This window comes from Legionella fallonii LLAP-10 (assembly GCF_000953135.1).
Lineage (GTDB): Bacteria > Pseudomonadota > Gammaproteobacteria > Legionellales > Legionellaceae > Legionella > Legionella fallonii.
Genome location: NZ_LN614827.1, coordinates 318,813 through 343,020 on the forward strand (window position 1 = coordinate 318,813; position 24,208 = coordinate 343,020).

Here is a 24,208-nt window from a genome sequence, read left to right on the forward strand (position 1 = left end):
ACATTATGAAAAAAAAGCAACTATTTATTTGTGTGATGGGAATATTAGCTAACAGTGCTTATGCTGGCACTATGGGTGATGTAGCCGTTAAAGATTACTTTATTCCTTTCGTCGTAGGGGAGGCTGCGGTCACTTGGAATACGACAGAGTCTGTGAGCATTTTCGGAAATCCTCCAAGCCTAGACAAGCAGTTATGGGGTGGCCGTGGTGCTGTTGGTATCGCTCATTCCTCCCCTAATCGTTTTGGCTATACTGCTGAGATTGGTTGGGGATACTATGGTAGCACCTCATCATCTAACTCCGGTACGTCTACTGGCGGAACCTTAACCATTTCTAATGATAGTTATTTATATGGTTTTGATTTGTTAGCCGGGGTAACTTATAACTTTGATCCGTTCCAATTGTACTTAAAAGGCGGAGCAATGGCGGAGAATCGCCGTACTAAGGGTTTGGCGGTGTTCAATAATGTCAATAATGGTAAGAGTTATGTCTCAACGAATACCATTAATGCCATCGCTACCAATGTCTTACCCGAAATTAAGGTAGGAGGTCTGTATTCTCTTAATGAGCATATTAGTCTTACCCTCGCGTATATGCATGTCTTTGGAAATAACGATTTTGCAGCAACAGTCTCCGGTGCTTTTTCAAACCCTTCTGCAACAACAAGTATTTCTTCTGTAGCTAATACACAGAACCCCTCACTTGATAGCCTTTTATTTGGATTGGTTTATCAATTCGCATAAATGTTGATGTGAATGAAGGAATAGATGAGATGTTGGATTTAGGCGGAACGTATCGTGCGGTAAGTCCTGAAGAAACTTTAGATAAGATTGTACCGATGTTATGGCCCATTTTTGGCATTACGCGAGTGGCGAATATTACTGGTCTTGATGATTTGAATATTCCCACTTATATTGCCATTAGGCCTGACTCAAAAATTTTATCTACAGCACAAGGTAAAGGAGTGACGCATGAACTTGCTAAAATTTCTGCCATTATGGAGTCTATAGAAAGCTGGCATGCTGAACGACTTTTACCGCCTAAACTATTTGGATGTTACCGACAATTATGTAAACAACATTCGATGATAGCGCCTGAGGACTTGGTGAATGGCAATTTTGGTTTTACTCTAGATGCACTACAGCAAAAAGAGTTAGCCTGGTCCAGCGGTGTTGAATTAAATACTGGGAAAGAAATCTATTTTCCCAGTTCGTTAATTGATCTAGATTCCCATATACTAAACGACAATCGATTAGGCTGTTTCCCAGCGACATCGAATGGCCTGGCTTCCGGTAACTCTTTAGACGAAGCTATTTGTCATGGTATTTTCGAGGTGATAGAGCGACACTGTTGGGCGCTTGCCGAACACTCTGCTCCACGCTATATCGATAGTGCAACTATTAAGGCCACACATCTGCTGGCTCTTTTAAATAAGGCGAATAGCGACTCCATCCAGTTTAAAATTTGCGAGCTGACTACTGAGCTTGGGGTACCGGCTTATAGCGCAGTCCTTTTTGATAGGAGAGGAACTCGACAGCTGGATTTTTTTATTGGCGCAGGGGCCCATTTGTCTAGTGTGGTTGCCTTATCTCGTGCGGTAACAGAAGCTATCCAATCGAGACTTACTATGATCTCTGGTTCAAGGGATGATATTTTTCCTGCTAACTATCAATTTAAGAAAAAATTTACGCGTAATGACACAGCAGGTTTTCATTCAAAGCATCAAGCAGCATTTGTAGAAACGAAGGTTCCTGATGATTTTACTCGCTGTATTGATGAATTACTGCAACGACTGAAGCAACAAGGCTTCGAGCAAGTGATTGTGTATAATCATACGCGTAGCGAGTTAGGTATTCCTGTCGTTCATGTCATTATTCCTGGGATGGCTTTTGACTGGTTTAAGCACAAAACACAAGCGTATGTCCCTGATTTTTTTTGTGAACACGCACGATGAGTGAGATGATTGACTTAGGTGGCACGGTGCGTGCGGTCAGCGCTGAAAAAACCTTAATGAACATTGAGCCTATGCTCTGGGACAAATTTGGTATTACTCGAGTGGCCAATGTCACAGGATTAGATGATATTGGTATTCCTACCTATATTGCTATTAGACCTGGTGCTAAATTGTTAACCACAGCTCAGGGAAAAGGCATTACTCACGAGCTGGCTAAAGTTTCTGCCATGATGGAATCGATTGAGGGGTGGCATTGTGAACGTATGGCTCCTCCTGCTTTATTTGGTTCTTATCAGAAACTGAATGATCATTATCCTATGCTGACCTTGAGCCCCCATATTAATCATGGTCCTTTTGCCTGGGGGGACATCCAATCCTTGGCCATGCCCTGGGGAAAAGGCAGGGAACTTATTAGCAATCAGGAAATACATTTTCCCTATACAACATTTTATGTAAATACCACTTTTTTTCAGCCCGGATATCGCTATTTTCCGCCAACAACTAATGGCTTGGCCTCTGGAAATACGCTTGAGGAAGCGATTTGTCATGGGGTATTTGAAGTGTTAGAGCGTGAATTTACTGTAGAAAATTTATTTGTATCACAATACAACCAAGTCGATTTAACCAGCATCACCTCGCCACATTTGCTTGCTTTAATTAACAGTATTCAACGTAAAAATCTTCGCTTAGAAGTTTGGGATATAAGTACCAAAATGAATATTCCCGCTTATCTCACTATTTTGCATAATCCCGATGAAATAAGAAATGTGGGAATGATGATGGGAACCGGGGCTCATTTTTCTAGTGTGGTCGCCCTATCACGCGCTATTACCGAGGCGATTCAGGCCCGTTTAACTATTATTTCAGGTTCACGAGACGATCAGACTCCGCGCGTATATAAAAAGATAAAAGGAGTTCGCGGTGATTATGATAAGATGTTTGCAAAAACCAGCATGCACAAGACACCATTTATTGAAACCAAGCTTCCGAAGGATTACAGTTTCTCTCAATGTCTTAAAGACTTATTAAACATTGTAAGAGAACATGGGTTTGAGCAAGTTATTGTTTACAATCACACCCGTGATGATATTAATATTCCGGTGGTGCATGTAATGATTCCAGGACTACGTTATCTGCATGGGACTTGTTTTTCTTGCTCTTTATCCCGAGTATCTTAAGTGAGGCAAGAGATGTCAGCATATGAAACACACGTTTTTTTGGGACCTACGCTTGATTTGCAGACAGCTAAAAGCTATTTAAACGATGCCCATTATCATCCACCAGTTCAGTGTGGCGATATGATTCGCTTATTACGATTGCAACCCAAGCGAATTATTTTGATTGATGGATTATACGAACAAGTACCGGCTGTGTGGCATAAAGAAATCATGCTGGCACTAGAACAGGGGATTGAGGTTTATGGTGCAGCTAGTATGGGGGCGTTGCGTGCCGCCGAATTGCATCGATACGGGATGATTGGTATAGGCAAAATATTTCAGGACTTTGCCACCAATCAACTAACTGATGATGATGAGGTCGCTGTATTACACCAAGATATTGCTCAGGGCTCATTACCATTAAACGATGCTATGGTGAATATTCGTGAAACATTAGCTCAGGCTTATCAAGCAAAAATCATTAGTAGTCCTATGCAACAAGCATTATTAACGCACTGTAAATCGCAATTTTATTTCAATAGATCATTAAAACGCGCCATCATGCAAATGGATGCTGAGTATCAAGAAGAGCGCCTTAATCTATGTGATTGGTTGAATCAATATGGCATCATTGATGTAAAACGTCAGGATGCTATTGCTGTGCTGGAATATGTACAGAAAGCTCCTCTGCCGCTAACCGATAGGCAGCCGAAACAAGGAAAAACTGGTGCGATACCCTATACGAAGTTTATTGCCTCTTTGGTGGATGATGTAGTGGCAACAGCTTTTTCAACGGTGCAATCATGGTTTCCTGATAAGGAAAAAACACTTACTTTATTGTCTCTGCAAAATCCAGAGACTTACCACTTAATCACCGAATTGGCTAGGCTAATTAAAAATGCCTATTCTGTGATTAATGCAGAAGAGCTATTAGACAACGACACGCACTACCTGCATTATATAGAAGAGCATCAGCTTTATTTCCCCCCAAAGTTGTATCAATTTTTTAGTCATCATCAAGAGTTGTCTGCATTATATTTCTGGATGTTGCATTACACCTGTTTAGGAAATATCACGGAGCAAATAATAAAAAGTTATTTGCCTGCTATGGCGTTTTATTTTGATTGTGACGTTATCTTGGACTCTCAATCTAATCTAGAGTTATTATCCTACACCTTACTGTTTATCTTATTGCTGCATCAACAGCTCAATGACGAACAATTAGCTATAAAACGAAGCATCTTTGAAGAGCATTTACAGGAAATTCATTTTTGGCGGCGATATAAGCAGCATAAAGGAAGAGATGATGCGCATGATTCCTCGTCTGAGGTGCTTGATATTAAGCGAGCCTTGGATTTTGTCATGATTTATATGAAAATCACCTACATCCATCATGGAGTGAAAGATTTTAAATTGGGTTTAGCTAAAATACCCAATTATTTTCATTGGGTTTATGATGCAATGACGCTTTATGCGCAAACGGATTGTTGAGTACCTAATATGTTCCATTTTCAATCCTATGGTTTAACCTTACGTAGTAGCATCTTGTTGCCAGGATATAAACATCTTGAGTTTATGGAAGCGCTAAAGATTGATGCAGAAATTATTGAGGGAAAAGTATCCTCTAAAGGGATTAACAATCCTGTAGAGCAAGGGCTTTTTTTTCAAGTCAATCCTAATGAAATATGGTTTAACATACCGAATGTGGCTCGTTTTTTGGTGCAAAATGGTGAGTGTATTATTATGGAGCCTAAATTAGGGGTCGATGAAAATACGCTGGCTTTATTTTTGAGTGATCCTTGTTTGGTTGCCTTATTAATGCAACGCGGTTTATTTGTATTGACCGGTAGCGTGTTACAAATCAATGACACTGCGATTGCTTATTTAGGCGAACATTGCTCAGGAAAATCATCAATTGTTGCGGCTTTAATGCAACAAGGGTATTCGCTAATGTCTGATGGATTATGTGTAGTAAACCAGGATGGTTTGGTTTTCTCGGGGCCTGCTCATATTGAATTATGGGAGGACCGTATAAAGTCTCTTGATATTCCTCTGCATGGGTTACAAAATATAAGGCCTGGGCTGAAAAAATATCGATTGCCTATTCACGAATCATTTTCTACTCACCCTTTACCATTAAAGAACGTCTATGCCATCAACTTACAGAAAGTGACCTTATTACACTCTAAGAATTTAACCGGCAGTGAAAAAATTAATTTTTTGCAAAAAAATATTTATAACAAAACTTTTTTGTCTGGCCTCAAGAAAAACCAGTTATATTTTAATTACTGTGCACGTTTGGCTCGGCAAATCCAAATGGCTTTAGTTACATTCAACGTAATGGAGTTTAATACACAGGACATGATTGCTTGTATGTTGGAGTCTGCTAATGGCTAGTGACAGCGGCATAGTATGGTTAGCCTCTTATCCCAAATCAGGTAACACTTGGTTTAGAGTGTTTTTGACGCATATTTTAAAGGGAAACTCCCTCGCTCTGAGCTTGAATAAGCATACACTTGTCGGTACAGGCTCTGCTGCGCGTTTTGTCATGGATAAAGCCTTGGGATTTGACAGCCGGTTATTGCTTGATGAGGAACTTGCAGACTTACGGCCCGCAATTTATACCTGGCATGGACAACAACCAGGAGTGCAATATTTTAAAATCCATGATGCTTACCATGAGCCATCTAAGGGCGTTCCTATAGTCCCCAAAGAAGGAAGTCTTGCGGTCATTTATTTTATCCGTAATCCTCTCGATGTGGTGATTTCTTTTGCTCATCATATGAATAGTTCTATTGATGATGCAATTAAGATGATGAACTCTCCCCTTTTGGCATTAAAAGGGGCGGCAGCAAAACCAATGTCACAAGCTCGTCAGCTTTGTTCTTCCTGGTCATTCCACGTAGATAGTTGGACTACAGCATGTGATACTAAGCTATTAGTATTGCGTTATGAAGATATGCATGCATCTCCCTTCGCGACCTTTTCTCAGGCTCTGGATTTCTTACAGTTGCATGTTGATGCAGAAGCTATTGTGCAAGCGCTAAAACAAAGCCAGTTTGAACAGTTGAGACAGGAGGAGCAACAATATGGATTTAGGGAAAGTGCCGCTGCCAATAGAGCTTTCTTTAGAAAAGGTATTGTTGGGGATTGGGAAAATACGCTGAAGGAGAGCCAAGTAGCGCGTATTATTGCTGATCATGGGACAGTGATGCGTCGTTTTGGTTATTTAGACGAAGACAATCGACCAATTCGCTCTCAAGGGGTATTAAAATTAAAGGAGGGAGCCAATGGAAGCCTCGATTCTTCAGCGTAAAATTCAAAAGCATCCACTCGTCTGTGCAACCGTCATCGATAACGAATTAGTAGTGATGAGTAGTCAGGATAATGTTTATTATCGTATTAATGCATCAGGCATTCAGATCTGGAGTTTTCTTGAATCCCAAATATGTTCTGTGCAAACAGTTGTTGAATTTATTGCTGATTATTATGGTTTAGAGCACAGCCAAGTATTCTCTGATGTGCAATTATTCGTTTTGCTCATGTTGGAGAAAGGCTTTTTGCAGTATGCCGATTAGCTAATTGTCAGCAAACCGTTGTTGTCTCCATCACTTGCTTTATAACCTGATGAGTAATAATACGTGCTTGCTCCACCACTTGCCCTATCTCAATCATTTTAAAATGAGAGCCTTTGACCAGTTCTCCAAGAGCAAATATGCGCGAAGAGCCCGCCGCGTTTGGAGCAAGCACTTGATGGGTCTTGGTATCAATACAAATACCGCCTAGAGGATGTTTTTTTATCAGCTTCTGTTTGAGTAGGTTAACTAGCAGCGGCACTGTTTCAGGATTATTTCCCGAGCCTACTGCAAGAATAATATGGTCACATAAGATGGGTTTTTCTTGTTCTAGCGCAACGGAAAAATGAGTAGGTGTTTTTACAATGTCAGTTAATCCCTTATGAACAGATAATTGTTGTCTCCGCATCATCGCGTAAATGATCTGGGCTTTATTCAAGGGAAAGGAACAAAGGAACGTCGACATTAAGCGAGCATCATTTTGCAAAAAAAGTTGTTGCTGCTCCACGGGAAATTGCGGCCAAAGCCTGAAAGTAATTTGATAAAAACAAGATAATACGGATTGCCAAGCCGTTTTATGCCGCACTGCGTGATGTATTTCATAGCGAATACGCTCTAATGGACTTAGGCTTTGAATTAAATTGATGGTCTTAGAAAGGTCAAGCGCTTCGGGTAAATAGGGTGTTATTTCTTGTTCGAACAAGCTAATTAGCGAGGGTAGTAGAGGTTGCGAATGGCGATGAAGCAACAAATTTTGAATATTAATAGGCGTTAAATACCGCATCATGGGAATAGGATGAGAGCCTCTTACAGAACTTAATAATCCTAATCGTGAAATCATCGTGATTGGTCCTTGATGTTTTTGTTGCCGCAATTTCAGTGCTACATCAATGGCGGTTAAACGGGAGCCAATAATACCCACGTGATAATGGGTTGGCAGATTTTGATACGCCTGCATATCCCAAGGATTAATTTGATAATGGGGAATAAGATGAAGATGGGCGAATAAATTGGAAGGTAAATGACCTATGGCTAAAATGACTTGGGTGACCTGATAGGTCACTTCTTGGTTTTTATGACGAGCATGAATTTGGTAATGAGCTGAATCTATTGGAAAAATATCCAATACATCATGCTCTATACAGGGAATTATCTCTAATGCGTTGCTATTTTGAAGGGTAGCAAATTGCTCTTGAGCATATTGACCAAAATAATGTCGTGCAGGAAATGTTGTTAATTGTTCTTTATATCGTGCAGTTAACCACTGTGAAAAATGGTGATATTTTTCCGGGATTAACGTCATATATTCTTTAGGCAGGTTAATGCAAAAGGCTTCTTCCCTCAAGCTATAAGGCGTTCCCCAGCCAATATCTGAGCTTTTTTCAAATAAAAGGATGTGGATTTTTGTTTCGAGGTTTAACTCATTTAATGCCTGACTCAATTGTAGGCATAAAGACACTCCTGCAGGTCCCCCTCCCACTATAGCTATTTTTATTAAACCAGAGTCATTGAGCATGAGCATTCCTGTTGGCCGTGTGATTATGTCTCTTCTTAACCTCAGAAAAAATATCATCCCAACGAAGTGAGGGAGCTCCAATTTATTGAGAAGTTATGTGATTATAGATTAAGGCATTGTTATTTATATGAAAAGATTAAATATTGCTATGATTTTGTGTAGATTCAATTTTTAAATTTGGGTTAGAATAGCAATCAGGAACTTGCTAGAGGGATATTAAAATGTCACAAAAGACAGAAGAATTTTTAAAACAATGTAGTGAGAATCAGCAAAAGTTAAATGAAAGCGTAGGATATTGTGCCCCATCTCTCGAGGCACTTGATCTCGACGATTTGATTGATACTCGCGGAGGGAGTGCTACCAGTACAACAACGACAGGAGCAGCAGTTGCTGCTGGTGTTTCCGCTGTATTTTAATTCTAGATTTTATTCATAATGCCGCAGTTTCACTTAAAACGTGTCAAAACTCCTATTTTGATGCAGATGGAAACAGTAGACTGTGGTGCTGCTGCCCTTGGAATCATTTTGGCATACCATAGGTGTTATATGCCTCTTGAAGTACTCCGTACCGAATGTTTAGTCGCTCGCGACGGAGTAAGTGTATCTAATCTTATTAAGGCTGCTCGCCGTTATGGAATGGATGCTACTGTTTATCAACAAGGGTTATTTCCAGACATTAAATTGCCTGCCATTTTATTTTGGAATTGCAAACATTATGTAGTTCTTGAAGGAAGTAAAGGGAATAAGGTTTATATCAATGATCCCAAGCAAGGCCGGCAGGTGATTGATTGGCAGATGTTCAACAAGCAGTTTTCAGGAATAGTCATTCAATTGCAAGTAAATGCTGATTTTAGAAAAACCAGCAAGCCCAGACACGGGGCCGTCGATTTATTGCCTTTTTTTCGTGAGCAGCGACGCTCATTAGCCTGGTTGTCTTTGAGTGTTATCATGCTGTCATTGCTTAATGTAAGCCCATTAATTTTTACTAAGTTATTTGTGGATAAAATCGTTTCCCATCATGGGAGCTATAGTACGAGTTGGCTTTTAGCGGTAATGAGTTGTCTATTAATACTGCAGTTGTTGGTGTCCTACAGCAGTAGAAAGTTATTTCGTGTTTTAGAGACACGATTTGCAGTACAGTTGAGTAAAAAACTTATTCATCACTTGTTACACTTACCATTGCGATTTTTTGCTTTTAGACGCGCTGGAGATTTAGTTTATCGCATACAAGCTGTCGATCGTCTCGCTGGGGCGCCATGGTCTGCTTTTTGTTCTATGGTTATTGCCATGAGCCAAAGCACTATTTCCTTTATACTGATGTTTCTTTATAGTCCTTTATTGAGCGTAATTGCCTTAGTTGGTATGACTATTTATTTTGCTGCAATAAAGTATTGTCAAAAAAAATGGCAGCATATTGCCCATGTCGTTAAGGCACGTATGACCGAGTTAACTGGGTTAACGGCCACTTACCTCTCTACGGTGACGCAAATCAAAGCACAATGTTCGGAGGAGGTCTACTTCGTCAAATGGCAGCAATTTCTAAACAATTATTTAGGTGCTCATCATCAGGTATCGGGTAAGCAACAGCTGCTTCAGTTAATCTCTTTATCGCTCTTCTCCTCAGGTTATCTTGGTGTATTAGTCTTAGGCATTTATTTTGTTAGCCAAAATCGAATGACTCTTGGGGAAATGATGGCATGCCAGGTTTTATTCTTGTCATTTAATGAAGCATTGATGCACCATATGAAATTGGGTCATCAACGTGAGCAAATAGAAGCTGATTTACAAAGCATTGCTGATATTACTCAGTACCCTATGGAATCGATAAAAACGCAATCTGTAGTTAAGAGGCAACAATCTATGGGTAAAATCCAAGTCGTTGATCTCATCTTTGGTTATAGCCGTGAATTCAAGCCTTTGTTTAATCAACTTCATCTAACTATTGAACCAGGAACCCAAGTGGCTTTGGTTGGAGCTTCGGGCTGTGGCAAAAGTACGCTAATCCATTTGCTTGCGGGTCTTTATCAGCCATGGTCTGGTACCATTTTGATTGATGGTATTCCCTTATCTGATTATTCAATAGCAGAAAGAGCGCGCTTGATCGGCGTTGTTGGCCAACAACAATTTTTTTATCAAGGCAGTATTAAAGAGAATCTTTGTTTGTGGCAAGACGGTTATTCCAATACAGAGATCATGGCCGCATTACAGATGGCTTGTCTTGATGATTGGATAACACAAATTGAGGATGGACTTGAATATCAGTTATTGGATGGAGCGACTAATATCAGCGGCGGGCAGCGGCAACGACTGGAAATTGCGCGGACGCTATTGGCTAAACCCCCAATTTTACTGCTAGATGAGGCAACCAGCTCCTTAGATCCGCTGATTGAAGAACAGATTAAGAAAAACTTGCGTCGCTATGCTGCGACCAAAATTGTCGTGGCGCATAGGCTCAATACCATTCACGATGCAGATACCCTCTTTATCCTCAAAACCGGGCAAATAGTTGATTGTGGTTCGCAAAAACAGCTGATTACCAAAAAGAGTCCTGCATTTGCAGAGTTATTCGCTCTATCAAACTAAAGTGGCTAAGGAGACTGATTCGTTGAGCATAAGAGCAGAAGAGCAAGTGATAAGCCTTAAAAAATTGCTTTATTCTTTTTGGTTAGAAAATAAATTCTTATGTTGCTGCATGATGCTGTTATTTCTTCTGACGGCACTAATCAGTATGTTTCGCCCTGTTATCGCCGGGTCTGTGTTTCATGGCTATCAAATAAAACAGGTTAGACTCATAACTGACTCGGTGTATGCCTTATTAGTATGCAATGGATTTATTATTATTTTGAGTGCGGTACGAGCGCTCATTTATATGCGTTGTGAAATAAAAGTCCTATTGCAGCTGCAAAAAGCGGCAATGAAAAAGGTATTACAGCTACCCTTAGATTTTTTTGATCGCTATACTACGGGGGATTTAGTTCATCGTGTTTTGTGGGTCACTTCACTCAGTCAGTTATTGCAGGTTAACCAATTAGGCGTTGTTTTTTCATTTTTGAGTTTGCTCGTCAGTTTTAGCCTGATGTTTTATTTTAATTGGCAGCTGACACTCGTGGTGTTTCTCTTAGTCGCTCTTTTTACCTTGTTTGCCGTATTGAGTTCTTTGCGTCTTTTGCCGTATTTGGAAGAACATGCAACGGATGTTGGACGGGCTTATGGTTTTTTATATCAGGTAATTAATGGGATTACACGCATTAAATTATTTTCTCGTCAATCTAATGTAGCGTCTTTATGGAATGCAATGTACGTTTCTTCTCGTCATAGGCTACAAAGCACTTACAGTAAAGGCGTTTTAGGTTATGCCTTTTTTAATAGCATTCCGCTATTGCTTTTGCTCATTGTTTTTGCTGTGAGCTTACTACAACGCGAGAGCATCTCCTCTCCGTATTTTGTCGTATTTTTTTGTGGCTTATGTTTGCTAATGACCAATATAGTCACGTTTTACCTCAATGCGGGGGGACTGATCGACGCCTTGATCGCCTATAGACGTATTCAACCTATTCTTGATTTTCCCATTGAAACAACATCAACTAATTCGATTGGCACGGATGAGTTTATTGAGCATATTAGTATGCGAGACCTTTATTTTTCGTATCCTAATTCCAAAATATCTGTTTTAAAGGGAGTCAATTGCCAGATCTCCCAAGGACAGCATGTGGCTTTCGTCGGTTTATCTGGTTCAGGGAAATCTACGCTGATAAAATTATTATTGGGATTTTATTTTCCTCAGCAAGGCCAGGTTGCCATCAATGGCAAACCCTTGCAAGAGCTTGATTTACCTCGATTGCGTTCTAATATTGGCGTCGCTTTGCAAGATGGTCAATTAATGAATGGTTCTATTTTGGAAAATATTATTGGCCACTCAGCTGCTACAGAAGAGGAGGCTTGGCAAATGCTTGCTGAACTAGGAATGCATCAATTTATTCATGCATTACCTATGGGCATTCACACCGTTGTAGCACAACACATGAATCTTTTGTCCGGTGGACAAAAACAAATGTTATTAATAGCAAGGGCTTTAGTCGGTAAGCCACAACTATTGATATTAGATGAGGCCACTAATTCCTTGGATGAGGTAGTTCAGGAAATGGTTATTAAGCGCATCAATCAATTAGCAATAACTCGAATTACCATTGCTCATCGCCTGTCTACTGTCAAAGATGTAGATAAAATCTTTGTGTTGCATCAAGGAGTCATTGCTGAGGCTGGCAGCTACCAGCAATTGCTTAAGCAAGAAGGTTTCTTTGCTCAATTAGCCACGAGTTAGAAGCCGAGAGCTGTAATAATCGTTCTTAATAACCATATATTATGATACACTGCACGAATTATGAAAATTATCTTATCACTATTATTTTTTATCAGTGCCTTTGCTCATGCTTTTTCTTGTTATGAGCCACAAGTAATCCATCAAAAACCCATACAATTTGATAAAAAACGTATTGCCTTAACTCGGGAATATCAATTAAGCCATTATGGTATTGATTCAAAATCTATTAATATAGAACCGAAAATGATCGTGTTGCATTGGACCTGCATCTCCGATTTTAATTTGACCTTTCGCATTTTTAATAAATCAACTTTGCCAGATAACAGACATGATAAACTACCAGGTGATTTAAATGTTTCCAGTCATTTTATAGTGGATAGAGATGGCAGTATTTATCAGCTCATGCCTGAAACTTGGATGGCGCGACATGTCATTGGTTTAAATCATTATGCCATAGGAATTGAAAATATTGGTGGTGTCGATGGGAAAGATGATTTAACAAAAGCCCAAGAAAAGGCTAATGCCTTCCTTGTTTGCTATTTAAAGAAAAAATATCCTGCTATAAAATACGTCATTGGCCATAATGATTATTTGCAATATAAAAACACCTCGTTATGGATAGAGAAAGATCCTAATTACCAAACAGATAAAACTGATCCAGGTCCGACATTCGTAAAGAGAGTTAAAAAATTGATTGCTAATTCTTGAACTCTATTGTAAGTCGGGCAACAAGCTACCCGACGTTGTAGTACTCTAAGGAACACATTATTGCAAGGATCAACATTGGATATTTAGATTAACTGTTTTATCTTCAGCTTCTTGATGTTCATTATCTACCACATTATCTTCTGCTGGAGTTCTTAATTCCTCTCTTAGATCCAGCAGGTCATTTTTTAAACCACTCTCTCGTGTAAAGCGCTCTTGGTCCGCTTTTTCTTCAGCGGTAGTGAGACTGCCAATGAGGATAGCGCGCAAAACGCGCAAAATAATGTGCATCAATGGCTTTGGCGGCTCAGCTTTTAGAAGATCTACATCAACTTGTTCTACAAAGGTTTCTACAGCAGCATTGTATTTATTAAGCATTTGGTCTCTCATGCCATCAGCAGAAAGATGAGGATATGCTTCGGGGATGTATAGGGCTGATTGTAATTGATCATGTAATTTACCAAGCCTAGACCTTAGTGAAGTTAAATAATGCGGTAATGGAGAGTCTATACTGTTCTCTTTAATATGTTGTTCACTACGCTCTCTAATTACCTGCTGCGCTTGCTCAACTAAGGCATTAAACGTTGCTATTTTTTCTTGAGTCACCGCAAGAGATGGTTGGGGTTTCGGATCTTGCAATATCTCTATTTTAAAATTTGTAGCTAGAGTATTTAACGGCGCCATCACCTTATCCAGGAAATACTGAAGATTAGTGTCAAGGAATAGTTGTGCCTCCTCTCTACAAGCAGAGGCTTCCGCTAAAGCGGTTAATAATTCTTTAGGAGGGCTGTTTTTATTTTCTAATACCGCAGCGATTCGTTGGATTTTATCTGCAACCTGTTGATTGAGCTCATCGATATTAGTGAACGATATATGGGATTTCGGTGACGTTGTTGCGTTATTGCGTGGTACAAAATCTTTTGTAGCGGTTTGTAACTGAAGAATTTTTTCATGCAGTCGTTCTACTTGAACTGCTGCCGCTCGCTCCTTAGGCGATTGTTGGTATTGTTCAAGGCTCTGTGCATAATTTACGGTAATAGAATCAAGGACAACTCTGGCTATTTCTGCTTCCTTTTCGGCAAAAACAGCTTCTTCTCCCTTTTTAGCAACAACAATCCCATGTTCTATTTCACCGGAAGCCAGTGTGGCATAATTTTCAAGACCAATGGCTTTAATGACATCATCTTGTAAGCGAGTTTTATTTTTATTAAGTAGTATCTCTGCTGCATCATTTAGGATAGGGCGCATATAGGCATCCATATTTCCCGCCCTGGCTAAGTTCTCTATAAATACATCCCTGTCTACTATTGGAGTTACAAGAGTATCAAATAGTCTTGATAATTTGCCTAAGTTGGTACTGACAGCATCTTGCACAATTTTTCTTGCTTGATTTTGAGATCCATGAGGATTAGGTGGTTTTTTCAAATGTTCAATAAAATGTTCTTTGAAATAATCAATAAAAATTTTATCAGTCACGAAAAAAACTCCTTTTAGGCTACCTTATTCAATTATAGTCAATACTTGTATAATCAATGCTTAAGAGATTATGAACAATTAATAATGTAGTGTTATGGTAGCTGCGATAATAAGGGGGCTAATACTTCGATGGTACAAAACGCCCCTTCGCCTGCGTAAGACGTTTTGTTTAGAAATCGATAATAATGCACGGGTGAGGGCTGAGGTATTTCCACCAATTTTGATTAAAGATCGAATTACCGTGGCTTGACCCCGGTATCTACAAGAGGGGTAATTGTTAGTTTAAGCCCAAGAAATAGACTGGATTATGAAGAAATAGAGGTGATTTAATAATGCAACGTGGGGATACCGTGGTCAAGCCACGGTAATTCGAGAGAAGTTATCATTTTGTGGGGATACCTCTGGGGCGAGGGGCTGAAATAGGTCTTACTATTTAGCCTGTGAGGGGCAGCGAGATATCTGGCTCCGTGCTCCAGGCGCAGGCATTTACTTGTAAAGCTATCCTGCTTTCATGCGGATATTGGCTGATTGGCATTGCATGTCAAACGTTTTGATAAAATCAATTAACTTTTGTTTAAGAGCTGGTAAATCATTAGTAAGCCTGGTTTGTTTCAGTATGGTAAGTTCAGTTAAATCCTTATGCGCAGAAGTATACGTACCTCTCATATAATTAACAGCGGTACATTCTTTGGCTCCTTTGATGACTGCGTATTCTGATTTTTCTACAATTTCTTCTATAGGTTGCCCTGTCCACCACGGTTCATTTTGTTTGGTTATTGGATGAAGGAACGTCAATGAATGACTCAATGTATCACCGTTAAATGCTTCAGGAGCACAATAATGTTGCGCTATATGAGTAGGAGCATACAGCTGGGCTCTTCTCATATCTTTTTTCCAGAAGTTGATTTGCTCATGCCATTCCCAGGAGTTAAAATTAGTTACAAAAGTTTGCAATACGGCGAGAATCGAAAAATCATAATGGCTTTCACAATGATCTTTACCGTTCAATAAATAAGTAATTCCATGCTGCTCGTGATGTTCTAGTTGAGCCAGTAATTGTAGAGCAATCTGTTTGCCTTGTTCATCATAAGGCAGGCAATCTACCATCATGGGCCCCATAAATTTGACATCTAATGCCCATAAAATATACTCCCAAACAGAGCACTCCTCGAAAATTCGTATAGATTTATCTATTATCAAGCCGCGTTTTACTAGTAATTGAGGGTATCTCGTCAACATGTGCTGAATTTCTAATGACTCCCTCTCTATCAAGCAATCAGCAAGTCTGGCTCTTAGGCGCTCTGCTTTAGCCAATCTATAAAAGGTTCGACAAGTAAACGCAAACATATTATGACTGAGCCTATTGTCCTGCAATTCAGTTCGAATATTATCGGTTAATTCTTCAGATAAAAAATTAAAGGGGGCTAATTGTTCTGTTTCGTCATGTTTTTCGTACATTAGTTGCACTCACATTTAATGAGCCTATATGGTACAGCGAGACTCATTATTGTTCAATGATGTTGTATTAGGTTCTTCTGGTTTCTACGATTTCAAGGCGGCATAGCCTGGAATGGCGCTTAAGTTGATAGTGCCAAGGTCGGTTTTACCCAGGAACTCATTAGCATAATGTTGATATATTTCGGCATCCATAAAAACATCGAACAAATCAGGATCTATATGTCCTTCCATTTTCATCGTTCCTAAAACACTTAAGGCTGTCGGTAGTGACATCGCCTTTTTGTAGGGTCTATCGCGGGCAGTTAAGGCTTCAAAAATATCCGCTATAGCGATAATACGTGCTGGTAAAGGCATCTGCTCTTTAGTTAACCCTCGGGGATATCCCGTTCCATCCATTTTTTCATGATGACTGCCGGCTAACTGAGGTACGTTTTTTAGATTTTTGGGATAGGGGAGTGACTCAAGCATTTTTATAGTCATGGTGACGTGGTTATTAATTATGTTTCGTTCTTGATGAGACAAAGTGCCCTTCTGTATTTTGAGCATATGTACTTCTAACTCGGATAAAAAGGGCTCCTTCTGGCCGGATGGGCCTATCCAATAGCGCCTGGCAATCTCATTGATAACGTCGAGTTTTCGTGGATCAAATTGTTCCCCGCCGATATTACATTCACGGATAACTGCACGTTCGTTGTCCAGTTGATGCAATTGCTCCTGTAGATTTTTATTGCTTTGCAAATTGAAGATGCTACCGGTGATCTTTTGGAGCTGTTCTTGTAGCTCATGAATGATGGCATCTCGTTTTAGTACTTCAAAACGAGTGTCGATTAAGTATACTCCATCAATGATCATTTCTAGTTTGGTGGCCTTATCCACCACCGCTTCAGGGGTAGTGATTTTGCCACAATCATGTAGCCACGCGGCGACCTCTAACTCATAGAGTTCGTCGTCAGTCATATTAAATTCTTTTAGTGGCCCTTTGTCTATTTTGCAAGCAGCTAGAGCTATCATACGAGCAAGAACCGGGACTCTTCGACAATGTCCTCCTGTATAAGGTGACTTTTTATCAATAGCCTTGGCAATGAGTTGTATCAGGGCATCAAACAGGCCTCTCTGAGCATTGATGAGTTGGCGGTTGGTAATTGTTACCGCGGCTTGGGAGGCCAATGATTCCACTATCTGTTGGTCTAAGGGAGAAAATGGAGTAATTGTTCTTGTTTGGGGATCTAGAGGATTGATGAGTTGAAGCACGCCAATGACTTCATTTAAATGATTGGTCATAGGAACAACAAGGAAGGATTGAGAGCGGTACCCAGTTGATTTATCAAAATTCTTAGTTCCCGATAAATCAAATTTCTTATTATGATACGCATCTTTAATATTAATAGTTTTTCTGCTTATTGCCGCCCAGGGAGCTAGCATTCGATCATTGGCTCGACCTTGTTTATCATACAAGGGTAAGTTGGCAAATGTTACTTTATCTTTGCTGGTGCCACCTAGATGAATATTCATAGAGGTATTGATCATGATTTCAAATTTCAGTTCTTTATCTTCAGTACAGGTATAGAGAGTTCCTCCGTCAGCATGAGTGATTTGTTGCGCTTTTTGCAGAATTAATTCTAATAAGCGAACATGATCTTTTTCTGCAGATAGAGCGGTGCCTATATCCGTAATTTCCTTCAGTAATTGAGAAAAGTGATTTTCGGTCAACGTCATTTTTAAATCATGTGTATTAAAGGGTATGGTTAGATTATAGTAAACATTGTATAAAATGTTCTCATGAAGTATAATGAGCGGCCATACTGGTTGGCCATAAATTGATTTTTATTAAACAAGGAAATGAATATTAAACGTGCAATATGGATGTAAAAAGCTATTAATTAAACGGCTAACTTCATTTTATATTGTGGATCTTTAAATGACAAGTACGATTAATATTCTTCAGGAATTGGATTTATGTTATGAAAAAAATCAATTACCTGTTATTGAGTCTTCTGTTGAGCCTAATGGGGGTGCTCTCAATGTAGAAAAGGCATTGAGCGATAATCCTGAGTGTTGGGAGACTATTAAAATAGGTGCCGCCCACCCGGAAAAGAAAACGATTGTTCTCAACTATAACGGGTCTGATGAGCCAGATGGGCTGTATCTGAAAAAGAGAATCGTCAGTAAATTAATTGATGATGGCTTTATCATGTACTATCCAACAGCGGATGGATTGCAACCTATAACAGAATCAACGGATATTGATGCCATTTTTCCTTGTGTGATGCCTGTTCTTCCTGCGCAAGAAAGCGACGTCGTAAAAAAATTAAATACAAGCCGCGAGCGCGTTGATTTTTTAGATGAATCTCGGTTAAGTCAGTTAAGCTCTAAAATTTTAGAGTCTCCTGATGTCTATTTTCATTTTGTGAATTTTCTCTTTTTGGAAGATCTTAATGCTCTTTATCAGGAGATGGGCTATTCAGAAGCAATAAACACTGAAGATAAAAGTGGCATTGAATGGGATTTTGCTTCATCTGAAAATGAAAGGGAGGTTGACGATTGGTCAAAACAGCGAGAGAAATTCGAGAAAAAAATTAAAGAAGTACACGATAAATATCAATTCCCACCCTGTTTCTTACCAGCAACTAATAATTCTCCACTTTCTGGAGAGATAAGAGAGGGGCTCTATTTCAATTATGTATTAAGTCAGCATCCTGACTTAGTAAAAAAATTACGTCACTTAAAATCAACTAATCGAGCATTGCCAGTAATTTCCTTTCTGAATAAAGCAGAAAATTTGAAGGCGCTCTCTGTAGAGAATTGTGATCCGCTCCCTGAAGAAGAGGATATTAAACTTCATAAAACTTCATTACGATATTTAAGCATTCAAGCAGAAACATTATCTGCAAAATTGCTATCAACGCTACTGAATAGTTCGCCCGAGTTGCATACTTTATGTATTTACTTAGCAGGGTTATATGAAAATGAATTTACTTTATATGAAAAAAGCTTAGCCAATTTAAAAAAGCTTGTTTTGGGAAGCGGAGTAGGCATAACAACGCAAAATTTAAAAGATTTATTGCAAGCGGCTCATAATATAAATGAACTAGAGCTTAGTCGTATTTATATAACAGATGAAGATGAATCCTTTCAAATGCCTTCCAGGCCTTACCTAACGAAGATTGATATCCGGAATAAGACTTTTTCATTTGAGATGTTAAGCCGACTCATTGATGCAGCGCCTAATCTTGAAGATTTATCGATTTCGGAAATAAATAATAACCTATTTGATCCCTCGCTGTTGACCATAAAAAATAAATTAAACAAGCTCAAGAATCTTGAAATAACAACATCTACATTTGATGCAGAGCAACTTTTTTCTCTGTTACAATCGGCCCCGTTCTTAAATAAGCTGACATTTCATAGTTGTATTATTAATAATGAGCTGAATTTGCAAGCTAACTCTCTTCCTTTTTTAACTGAATTTGATGGAACCTACACTTATTTTACTTGCGAGCAATTAAAAAATATTTGGGATGCAGCGCCCAATTTAAGTAAAATTACCATTCATAAGCCTGATAATTTTTTTGAATTTCTCAAGAGTTTACCATCGGATTTTTTGCCTTCTTTAACATTTATTGATTTCCCATCGTCCAGGTTAACTTCTGCGGAATTAACCCAATTAATTAGGATAGCACCCAATCTGCAAAGAATTGTCTTTATCGCTCCAACAAATGATAAAGAGTTAAACACCCTTAATCTATTTAGGCAAAGCTACCCTCATATTTCCATTGACTGGGTTGCATGGTTGGCTCACGCAGAACAAAGCAATACTTATAATTCTCCTAGCAGTTTCCAGTCACTCGATGGGAAAATTGGTAAGGAGGAGGGAGTTCCCACTTTACCGGCTAGAACGTTATTTAAAACAAAAGGAGCAACGCAACCCCCTGTTTCTAGTTATCACCTTCATTCTTTGTCTTGGAATTCGTCTTATGGAATCTTTACCCCCATATATCCTAAGTCTATAAATCTGGAGTCAGTTGATGAATCATTAAATTTAACCAATCAACAATTAGAAAAAGCATTTGAGACGCAAGAAGCGACCTCTAAACAGGTCTATGGGCAAATTAACTTTTTAAAACCAGCAATTAATCAATGGATGCAATTACCTGCTTTAAGCACGAGAGATGAACTAGTGCATTATGCAGTGGAGCATCCTGATTATGAGTTAAAGCGAGATAAGAGTTCAGGTTATTATTTCATTAAGTTTCATCAGCCTATTAAATCTTGTATTGTAAATTACCTTCTTAAACCAGGCTCGGATCAGGACGAGGTTCTTTGTGAAAAAATTGCAAAAGAACATCTTGAATGGATAGCCCAGCTGTCATTTGCCCCCCAGGGAAATTTAATCGATTCAGAATCTTATCACAACTTGTTACAGCTTGATGTTTCATCACGTATCCGTGTTTTAGCATCATTTTGCCAGTTTCAAAAAACTTCAGCCCCCGAAGATCTTAGCGGAGATACTGTTGATATTCTTAATGGCTTGCTTCAAGTACAAGCTGGGGTATGCCGACATAGGGCGCAATTATTTGTTGCTCTAGCGAGTGAATTAGGAATAGATGCTAGTTTAATCGATAATGATGTACATCAATTTGTCCGGGTACATTATCATGAGGCTACGTTTACCATAGATTTAGGTGGCGGTGAGGCCGATGTTCTGGAGCTACCCATGCCTGCAGTGACTACTAACGGGGTGCAACAGCCAAAAAAACAGGTGAAAGCTAAAAAACAGGTTCTTCCTTTATCTACTAACAATAGATTTCAAACATGGAATAGCGTCCCTATTGCTACGAATAATCCAGAGGACTTAGTGACACTGCTCACGGCTAAAGATGCTTTTGCCAGACGGTGGCTTATTTTCAAAGAACGCAAGGAAATTGAAACACTACATCATCTTTCATTAGCCGCCCAAAATACCTTTTTCTCACGTGATCTAGATTCTTTGCGTCTGCAAAATCTCCGTATAGACCAAGGTAAAGAACAATGGGTAGATAGTCCCGTGAGTTTATTTTTAAAAGAAGCAGTTTTAAATCCTAAGCAATCTTATACCTGGTTTGTTGATTGGTCAGATCCCAAGGCGAGGCATGTGGGGTTAAATAGCATTATTGATAATGATCGTCGTAATCTACATGGTTTGGATATTCCGCCTAATGTACATATAGTGGTGGTATCAAATCAAAGCTCAGCTTATAAAATGGGTGATGATTTTTATTCTCGTTTTGATGCGATAAGCCAAGCACCAGAGCTTCCTTTGTTAAACTGGCCTGAAGTGAAGTTAAATCAACCAATACAGGAGCATGATGTTTTGTTCCCTTATTCTTTGGGTTGGGAGTCTACTTTAATAGGACGACCTATTTTTGATGATGGCGTTTTGGGAATAGTCCCTGGTGCTCTAATGAACGCTGCTCAAAAAGAAATTTGCAAATTAACGTTACATAATGCCCCTTTGGATGATCCTAAATTTCGTTTTTTTATCAATGAGTTATTAGTAAAAAAACGTTTTTTCTTTAATGGCGAGTGGCAAAAAGTACCTAACGGTTTTCATATTGATTTTGCCATGCCAGATTTAAGTGTTTATCCTGCCATTCAACCGCCCAAGGCAGAACCAGAGCAAGTCCGTGTGCTGAATCAAGCGACGTTGACCTTGTTTTTTAAGCAATACAAAATTACGAACAAGCAGACATTGAAGCCTTTACCCGGTTTTTTTGCATCACATCATTCACTTGAGTTAGTTGTCACCGATAATTTATCTGAAATCCAGTGGTATAGCTTGTTGAAAGAAGCTCAAGAGCATCAATGTGCTTTAACTATCAAAGCAACACCCAAGGTTTTTGTTCCTGAGCCATTAAGAGAGAAGGTGATGCCCATCGTTGCGTTAGAATCTTCTAATCTTTTGATTCTTTCCACCGATAAAGACGATGAAGAAGAGCGTAGAAAGAAAAAAGGGGCTCTTACCATTAACGTGGATACAAAAACCAGTTTTAACAGTTTGTTTTACCATGTTGATTTAAAGAATAGGAAGTTCACAGGGCAGGAAACTCAATTATTAGCAGCGATTAGATCGGCGCGACCTATTATTCTTAAAGGACAGTTTTCTCCCCTTCTTGCCCAGCAGTTGCAATCACTTTTTATCAATCCACCTTTTTTATGGATTAATGGGGAGCCCGTTTCTGTAAGTAATATGACGATTATCACTGATGATGCAACTCCTTTTAAAGCGATTAGTCCTATTGCTCATGTCTATAAACCTGAAGATGATTTTCGTCGATTAGAGAAGCAATTAGCTCAACGTTTGCAACAAACCTATCAAGAGTTGAAGTGGGCACCTTGTCATAGCCATTTTCTTGATTTGCCCGAAGATGAGGCACAACAAGAGAGCTGGGTTAACTGCTTGATCAAACGTTTGCAATGGGGCTCGGGAGCACTCCCTAATAAGGCTGAGCCGACAACACCGCAAGAGCTATTTGATTATTTAGAGCAAAAGAATATGGCCTTTTTAATCAGCAAAACGGGGGCTGGGAAAAGTCATTTTGTGCAAAAAACACTGTTTAATTATGGAAAATCAATTAATAGGCCGATTAAAATTTATTATGAATTAACTTCGTTGAAAGCGTTTCTTGCTCACCAGGAAACCAGCCAACCCATTTTATTTCTCGATGAAGCTAATTTGTCTAACGAACATTATTTGTTACTCGAGGCTATAGTGCGGGGTGATAAAGAATTTTGGTTTGAGGGAGAGTGTTATCCATTAAGGGGGCATAAAATTATCTTTGCGGGTAATCCTACTCACTATGAAGGGCGTTTTGCTCCTGATTTGTTAAAACGATTCCCTAATTATTTTCCTTTTCAGGGAGAATCCATAGAAAAAATAATAGGTCCATTACTGAGTCATTATGAACAGAGTAAGCAATTAATGGCGCTTATAAAACATTATTATACTAAAGCGCAAGAAGCAGGATTGAATATTTCTTCACGCAATGCCCAAATGAGTTGCTTGCGCTTTTTAATCTTAAAAGAGTCTCCGCAAACTAAGATGATGCAAGATGATTTTTTAATGCGTTATGCTCTATTAAGTGAAATTAAAACCTTAGCCTTAGATCAAAAACGAAGCCAGGAACTACGCAAAGACATCAAACAGATAACAGGCTGGAAAGGGAATAAAAAACAGATAAAAGCGATGGCATTGCAGTCATTACCGCAAACAGAGAATAAACTGTATGTCTGGACGTCTTCGCGAGTTAGTGCTGTATTTACTATCGACATCTTAATGAAGCTCAGAGAAAAGAAAATAAAAGGTGAGTTAGCACAAGAGCTTGGCATCAATGGTATGCTTCTTGAGAGCGATCCTGGGCATGGTAAGAGTCAATTGATTTTTTCATTATTACGGGCTAAAAGTATCGATTATGTTGTGATTAAAGCAACGGAGCCTAAAGACTTAGAAGCACAACTTCTGGATGCCTTTCATCACGGGCTAGTGGCTTTTTGTGATGAATTCAATACCAAGGTTAATGAGAAACTGATGAATGCATTGCTTTCTGGATATGATCTTGATGGCAATCCCCCTAAGGTTTCAGGTTTTTGCTTACTGGGGGCGCAAAATCCGCATCATAAATTTATGGATAGGACTCCTTTGTCAGATGCTCTTGATAATCGACTGATATTGCAGGAGCTAGTCCATTATAGTGTACAAGAGCTGCAGCAAATTTTAGTTGAACGATTCCATCTAGAACCTTCCGAAGCATTGGTATTGAGTGAGGAATACACTTCCGCACGTGATTATGCGGAACAATTAGGTTTATTCCCAGCCCCCAATCCTAGGAATTTAATCAATACGGTCGAGGGGGAGTTAAATCGGAAGGGCTCATTAGTAATGGGCAAGGCCTAGTGCAGCATGCCATCAATTTCAGTGATTTCAAAAAAATGTCCATGGAGGTTCATTGGGTGCGCCATTCCAGTTTTATTAATAAACACTAATTCTACTCGTTTATTTGGAGAAGCCATT

Annotated in this window: 17 protein-coding genes; 12 read left to right on the forward strand and 5 right to left on the reverse strand. The window is 39.2% G+C overall.

The features are described 5' to 3' along the window. The first annotated feature begins 5 nt into the window (after positions 1-5). Genes LFA_RS01195 through LFA_RS01225 form a run of 7 tightly spaced genes read left to right on the forward strand, consistent with a single transcriptional unit; the run spans position 6 to position 6,689 of the window. Complete coding sequence (locus LFA_RS01195; protein ID WP_045094571.1) at positions 6-743, forward strand: hypothetical protein; 738 nt, start codon at positions 6-8, stop codon at positions 741-743. 29 nt (positions 744-772) lie between these two features. After that, entirely contained in the window at positions 773-1,954 is a 1,182-nt protein-coding gene (locus tag LFA_RS01200; protein WP_045094572.1) for a YcaO-like family protein, read from the forward strand. Between the two features lie 5 nt (positions 1,955-1,959). Next, a complete protein-coding gene (locus LFA_RS01205) occupies positions 1,960-3,132 on the forward strand; it encodes a YcaO-like family protein (protein ID WP_172653445.1) in 1,173 nt (390 codons plus the stop codon). A 12-nt stretch (positions 3,133-3,144) separates the two neighbouring features. Then, the gene (locus LFA_RS18700) at positions 3,145-4,602 is read left to right on the forward strand and encodes a TfuA-like protein (protein WP_052673808.1); all 1,458 of its coding nucleotides are present in this window, start codon (positions 3,145-3,147) and stop codon (positions 4,600-4,602) included. A 9-nt stretch (positions 4,603-4,611) separates the two neighbouring features. Continuing rightward, positions 4,612-5,508: a hypothetical protein gene (locus tag LFA_RS01215; protein WP_045094574.1), complete on the forward strand. Its 897-nt coding sequence runs from the start codon at positions 4,612-4,614 to the stop codon at positions 5,506-5,508. Continuing rightward, positions 5,501-6,427: a sulfotransferase domain-containing protein gene (locus LFA_RS01220; protein WP_052673809.1), complete on the forward strand. Its 927-nt coding sequence runs from the start codon at positions 5,501-5,503 to the stop codon at positions 6,425-6,427. The genes LFA_RS01215 and LFA_RS01220 overlap by 8 nt, the downstream gene beginning before the upstream one ends. Beyond that, entirely contained in the window at positions 6,402-6,689 is a 288-nt protein-coding gene (locus tag LFA_RS01225; protein ID WP_045094575.1) for a PqqD family protein, read from the forward strand. Before LFA_RS01220 ends, LFA_RS01225 begins: the two co-directional genes overlap by 26 nt. Before the next feature lie 7 nt (positions 6,690-6,696). On the opposite strand, the gene LFA_RS01230 is transcribed toward LFA_RS01225, so the two are convergent. Then, positions 6,697-8,202 carry an FAD/NAD(P)-binding protein gene (locus LFA_RS01230; RefSeq protein ID WP_045094576.1) on the reverse strand — a complete coding sequence of 502 codons (1,506 nt, stop codon included), beginning with the start codon at positions 8,200-8,202 and terminating at the stop codon, positions 6,697-6,699. Between the two features lie 221 nt (positions 8,203-8,423). On the opposite strand from LFA_RS01230, the gene LFA_RS01235 reads away from it, so the two are divergent. The 4 genes from LFA_RS01235 to LFA_RS01250 are packed head-to-tail and all read left to right on the forward strand — an operon-like array spanning position 8,424 to position 13,230. Then, positions 8,424-8,618, forward strand: coding sequence for a hypothetical protein (locus LFA_RS01235; protein ID WP_045094577.1), 195 nt, complete (start codon positions 8,424-8,426; stop codon positions 8,616-8,618). An 18-nt stretch (positions 8,619-8,636) separates the two neighbouring features. Continuing rightward, positions 8,637-10,784, forward strand: a complete 2,148-nt coding sequence (locus LFA_RS01240) for a peptidase domain-containing ABC transporter (RefSeq protein ID WP_045094578.1) — start codon at positions 8,637-8,639, stop codon at positions 10,782-10,784. Positions 10,785-10,806: 22 nt separating this feature from the next. Beyond that, positions 10,807-12,522 (forward strand): peptidase domain-containing ABC transporter, encoded by a 1,716-nt coding sequence (locus LFA_RS01245; protein ID WP_157010242.1) that lies wholly within the window; start codon positions 10,807-10,809, stop codon positions 12,520-12,522. A gap of 60 nt (positions 12,523-12,582) precedes the next feature. After that, the gene (locus tag LFA_RS01250; RefSeq protein WP_045094580.1) at positions 12,583-13,230 is read left to right on the forward strand and encodes an N-acetylmuramoyl-L-alanine amidase; all 648 of its coding nucleotides are present in this window, start codon (positions 12,583-12,585) and stop codon (positions 13,228-13,230) included. 69 nt (positions 13,231-13,299) lie between these two features. Here LFA_RS01250 and LFA_RS01255 read toward each other — a convergent pair whose 3' ends face one another. The 3 genes from LFA_RS01255 to LFA_RS01265 form a co-directional block, all read right to left on the reverse strand. Next, positions 13,300-14,703: a hypothetical protein gene (locus tag LFA_RS01255; RefSeq protein ID WP_045094581.1), complete on the reverse strand. Its 1,404-nt coding sequence runs from the start codon at positions 14,701-14,703 to the stop codon at positions 13,300-13,302. Positions 14,704-15,201: 498 nt separating this feature from the next. Beyond that, a complete protein-coding gene (locus LFA_RS18705) occupies positions 15,202-16,161 on the reverse strand; it encodes a hypothetical protein (RefSeq protein ID WP_052673810.1) in 960 nt (319 codons plus the stop codon). Between the two features lie 84 nt (positions 16,162-16,245). After that, the gene (locus tag LFA_RS01265) at positions 16,246-17,877 is read right to left on the reverse strand and encodes an HD family phosphohydrolase (RefSeq protein ID WP_045094582.1); all 1,632 of its coding nucleotides are present in this window, start codon (positions 17,875-17,877) and stop codon (positions 16,246-16,248) included. A gap of 202 nt (positions 17,878-18,079) precedes the next feature. Between LFA_RS01265 and LFA_RS01270 the strand changes: the two genes are divergently transcribed. Then, positions 18,080-24,091 carry a hypothetical protein gene (locus LFA_RS01270; RefSeq protein ID WP_045094583.1) on the forward strand — a complete coding sequence of 2,004 codons (6,012 nt, stop codon included), beginning with the start codon at positions 18,080-18,082 and terminating at the stop codon, positions 24,089-24,091. On the opposite strand, the gene LFA_RS19300 is transcribed toward LFA_RS01270, so the two are convergent. Further along, positions 24,088-24,207 carry a multicopper oxidase domain-containing protein gene (locus LFA_RS19300; protein ID WP_172653446.1) on the reverse strand — a complete coding sequence of 40 codons (120 nt, stop codon included), beginning with the start codon at positions 24,205-24,207 and terminating at the stop codon, positions 24,088-24,090. The two genes, LFA_RS01270 and LFA_RS19300, sit on opposite strands and share 4 nt — an antisense overlap. Position 24,208 lies beyond the last annotated feature (1 nt).

Bases quoted from the DNA above. Each gene is read 5' to 3' on its own strand.
- LFA_RS01195 (WP_045094571.1), top strand. From the start codon at position 6: ATGAAAAAAAAGCAACTATTTATTTGTGTGATGGGAATATTAGCTAAC.
- LFA_RS01200 (WP_045094572.1), top strand. From the start codon at position 773: ATGTTGGATTTAGGCGGAACGTATCGTGCGGTAAGTCCTGAAGAAACT.
- LFA_RS01205 (WP_172653445.1), top strand. From the start codon at position 1,960: ATGATTGACTTAGGTGGCACGGTGCGTGCGGTCAGCGCTGAAAAAACC.
- LFA_RS18700 (WP_052673808.1), top strand. From the start codon at position 3,145: ATGTCAGCATATGAAACACACGTTTTTTTGGGACCTACGCTTGATTTG.
- LFA_RS01215 (WP_045094574.1), top strand. From the start codon at position 4,612: ATGTTCCATTTTCAATCCTATGGTTTAACCTTACGTAGTAGCATCTTG.
- LFA_RS01220 (WP_052673809.1), top strand. From the start codon at position 5,501: ATGGCTAGTGACAGCGGCATAGTATGGTTAGCCTCTTATCCCAAATCA.
- LFA_RS01225 (WP_045094575.1), top strand. From the start codon at position 6,402: ATGGAAGCCTCGATTCTTCAGCGTAAAATTCAAAAGCATCCACTCGTC.
- LFA_RS01230 (WP_045094576.1), bottom strand. From the start codon at position 8,202: ATGCTCAATGACTCTGGTTTAATAAAAATAGCTATAGTGGGAGGGGGA.
- LFA_RS01235 (WP_045094577.1), top strand. From the start codon at position 8,424: ATGTCACAAAAGACAGAAGAATTTTTAAAACAATGTAGTGAGAATCAG.
- LFA_RS01240 (WP_045094578.1), top strand. From the start codon at position 8,637: ATGCCGCAGTTTCACTTAAAACGTGTCAAAACTCCTATTTTGATGCAG.
- LFA_RS01250 (WP_045094580.1), top strand. From the start codon at position 12,583: ATGAAAATTATCTTATCACTATTATTTTTTATCAGTGCCTTTGCTCAT.
- LFA_RS18705 (WP_052673810.1), bottom strand. From the start codon at position 16,161: ATGTACGAAAAACATGACGAAACAGAACAATTAGCCCCCTTTAATTTT.
- LFA_RS01265 (WP_045094582.1), bottom strand. From the start codon at position 17,877: ATGACGTTGACCGAAAATCACTTTTCTCAATTACTGAAGGAAATTACG.
- LFA_RS01270 (WP_045094583.1), top strand. From the start codon at position 18,080: ATGACAAGTACGATTAATATTCTTCAGGAATTGGATTTATGTTATGAA.
- LFA_RS19300 (WP_172653446.1), bottom strand. From the start codon at position 24,207: ATGGCTTCTCCAAATAAACGAGTAGAATTAGTGTTTATTAATAAAACT.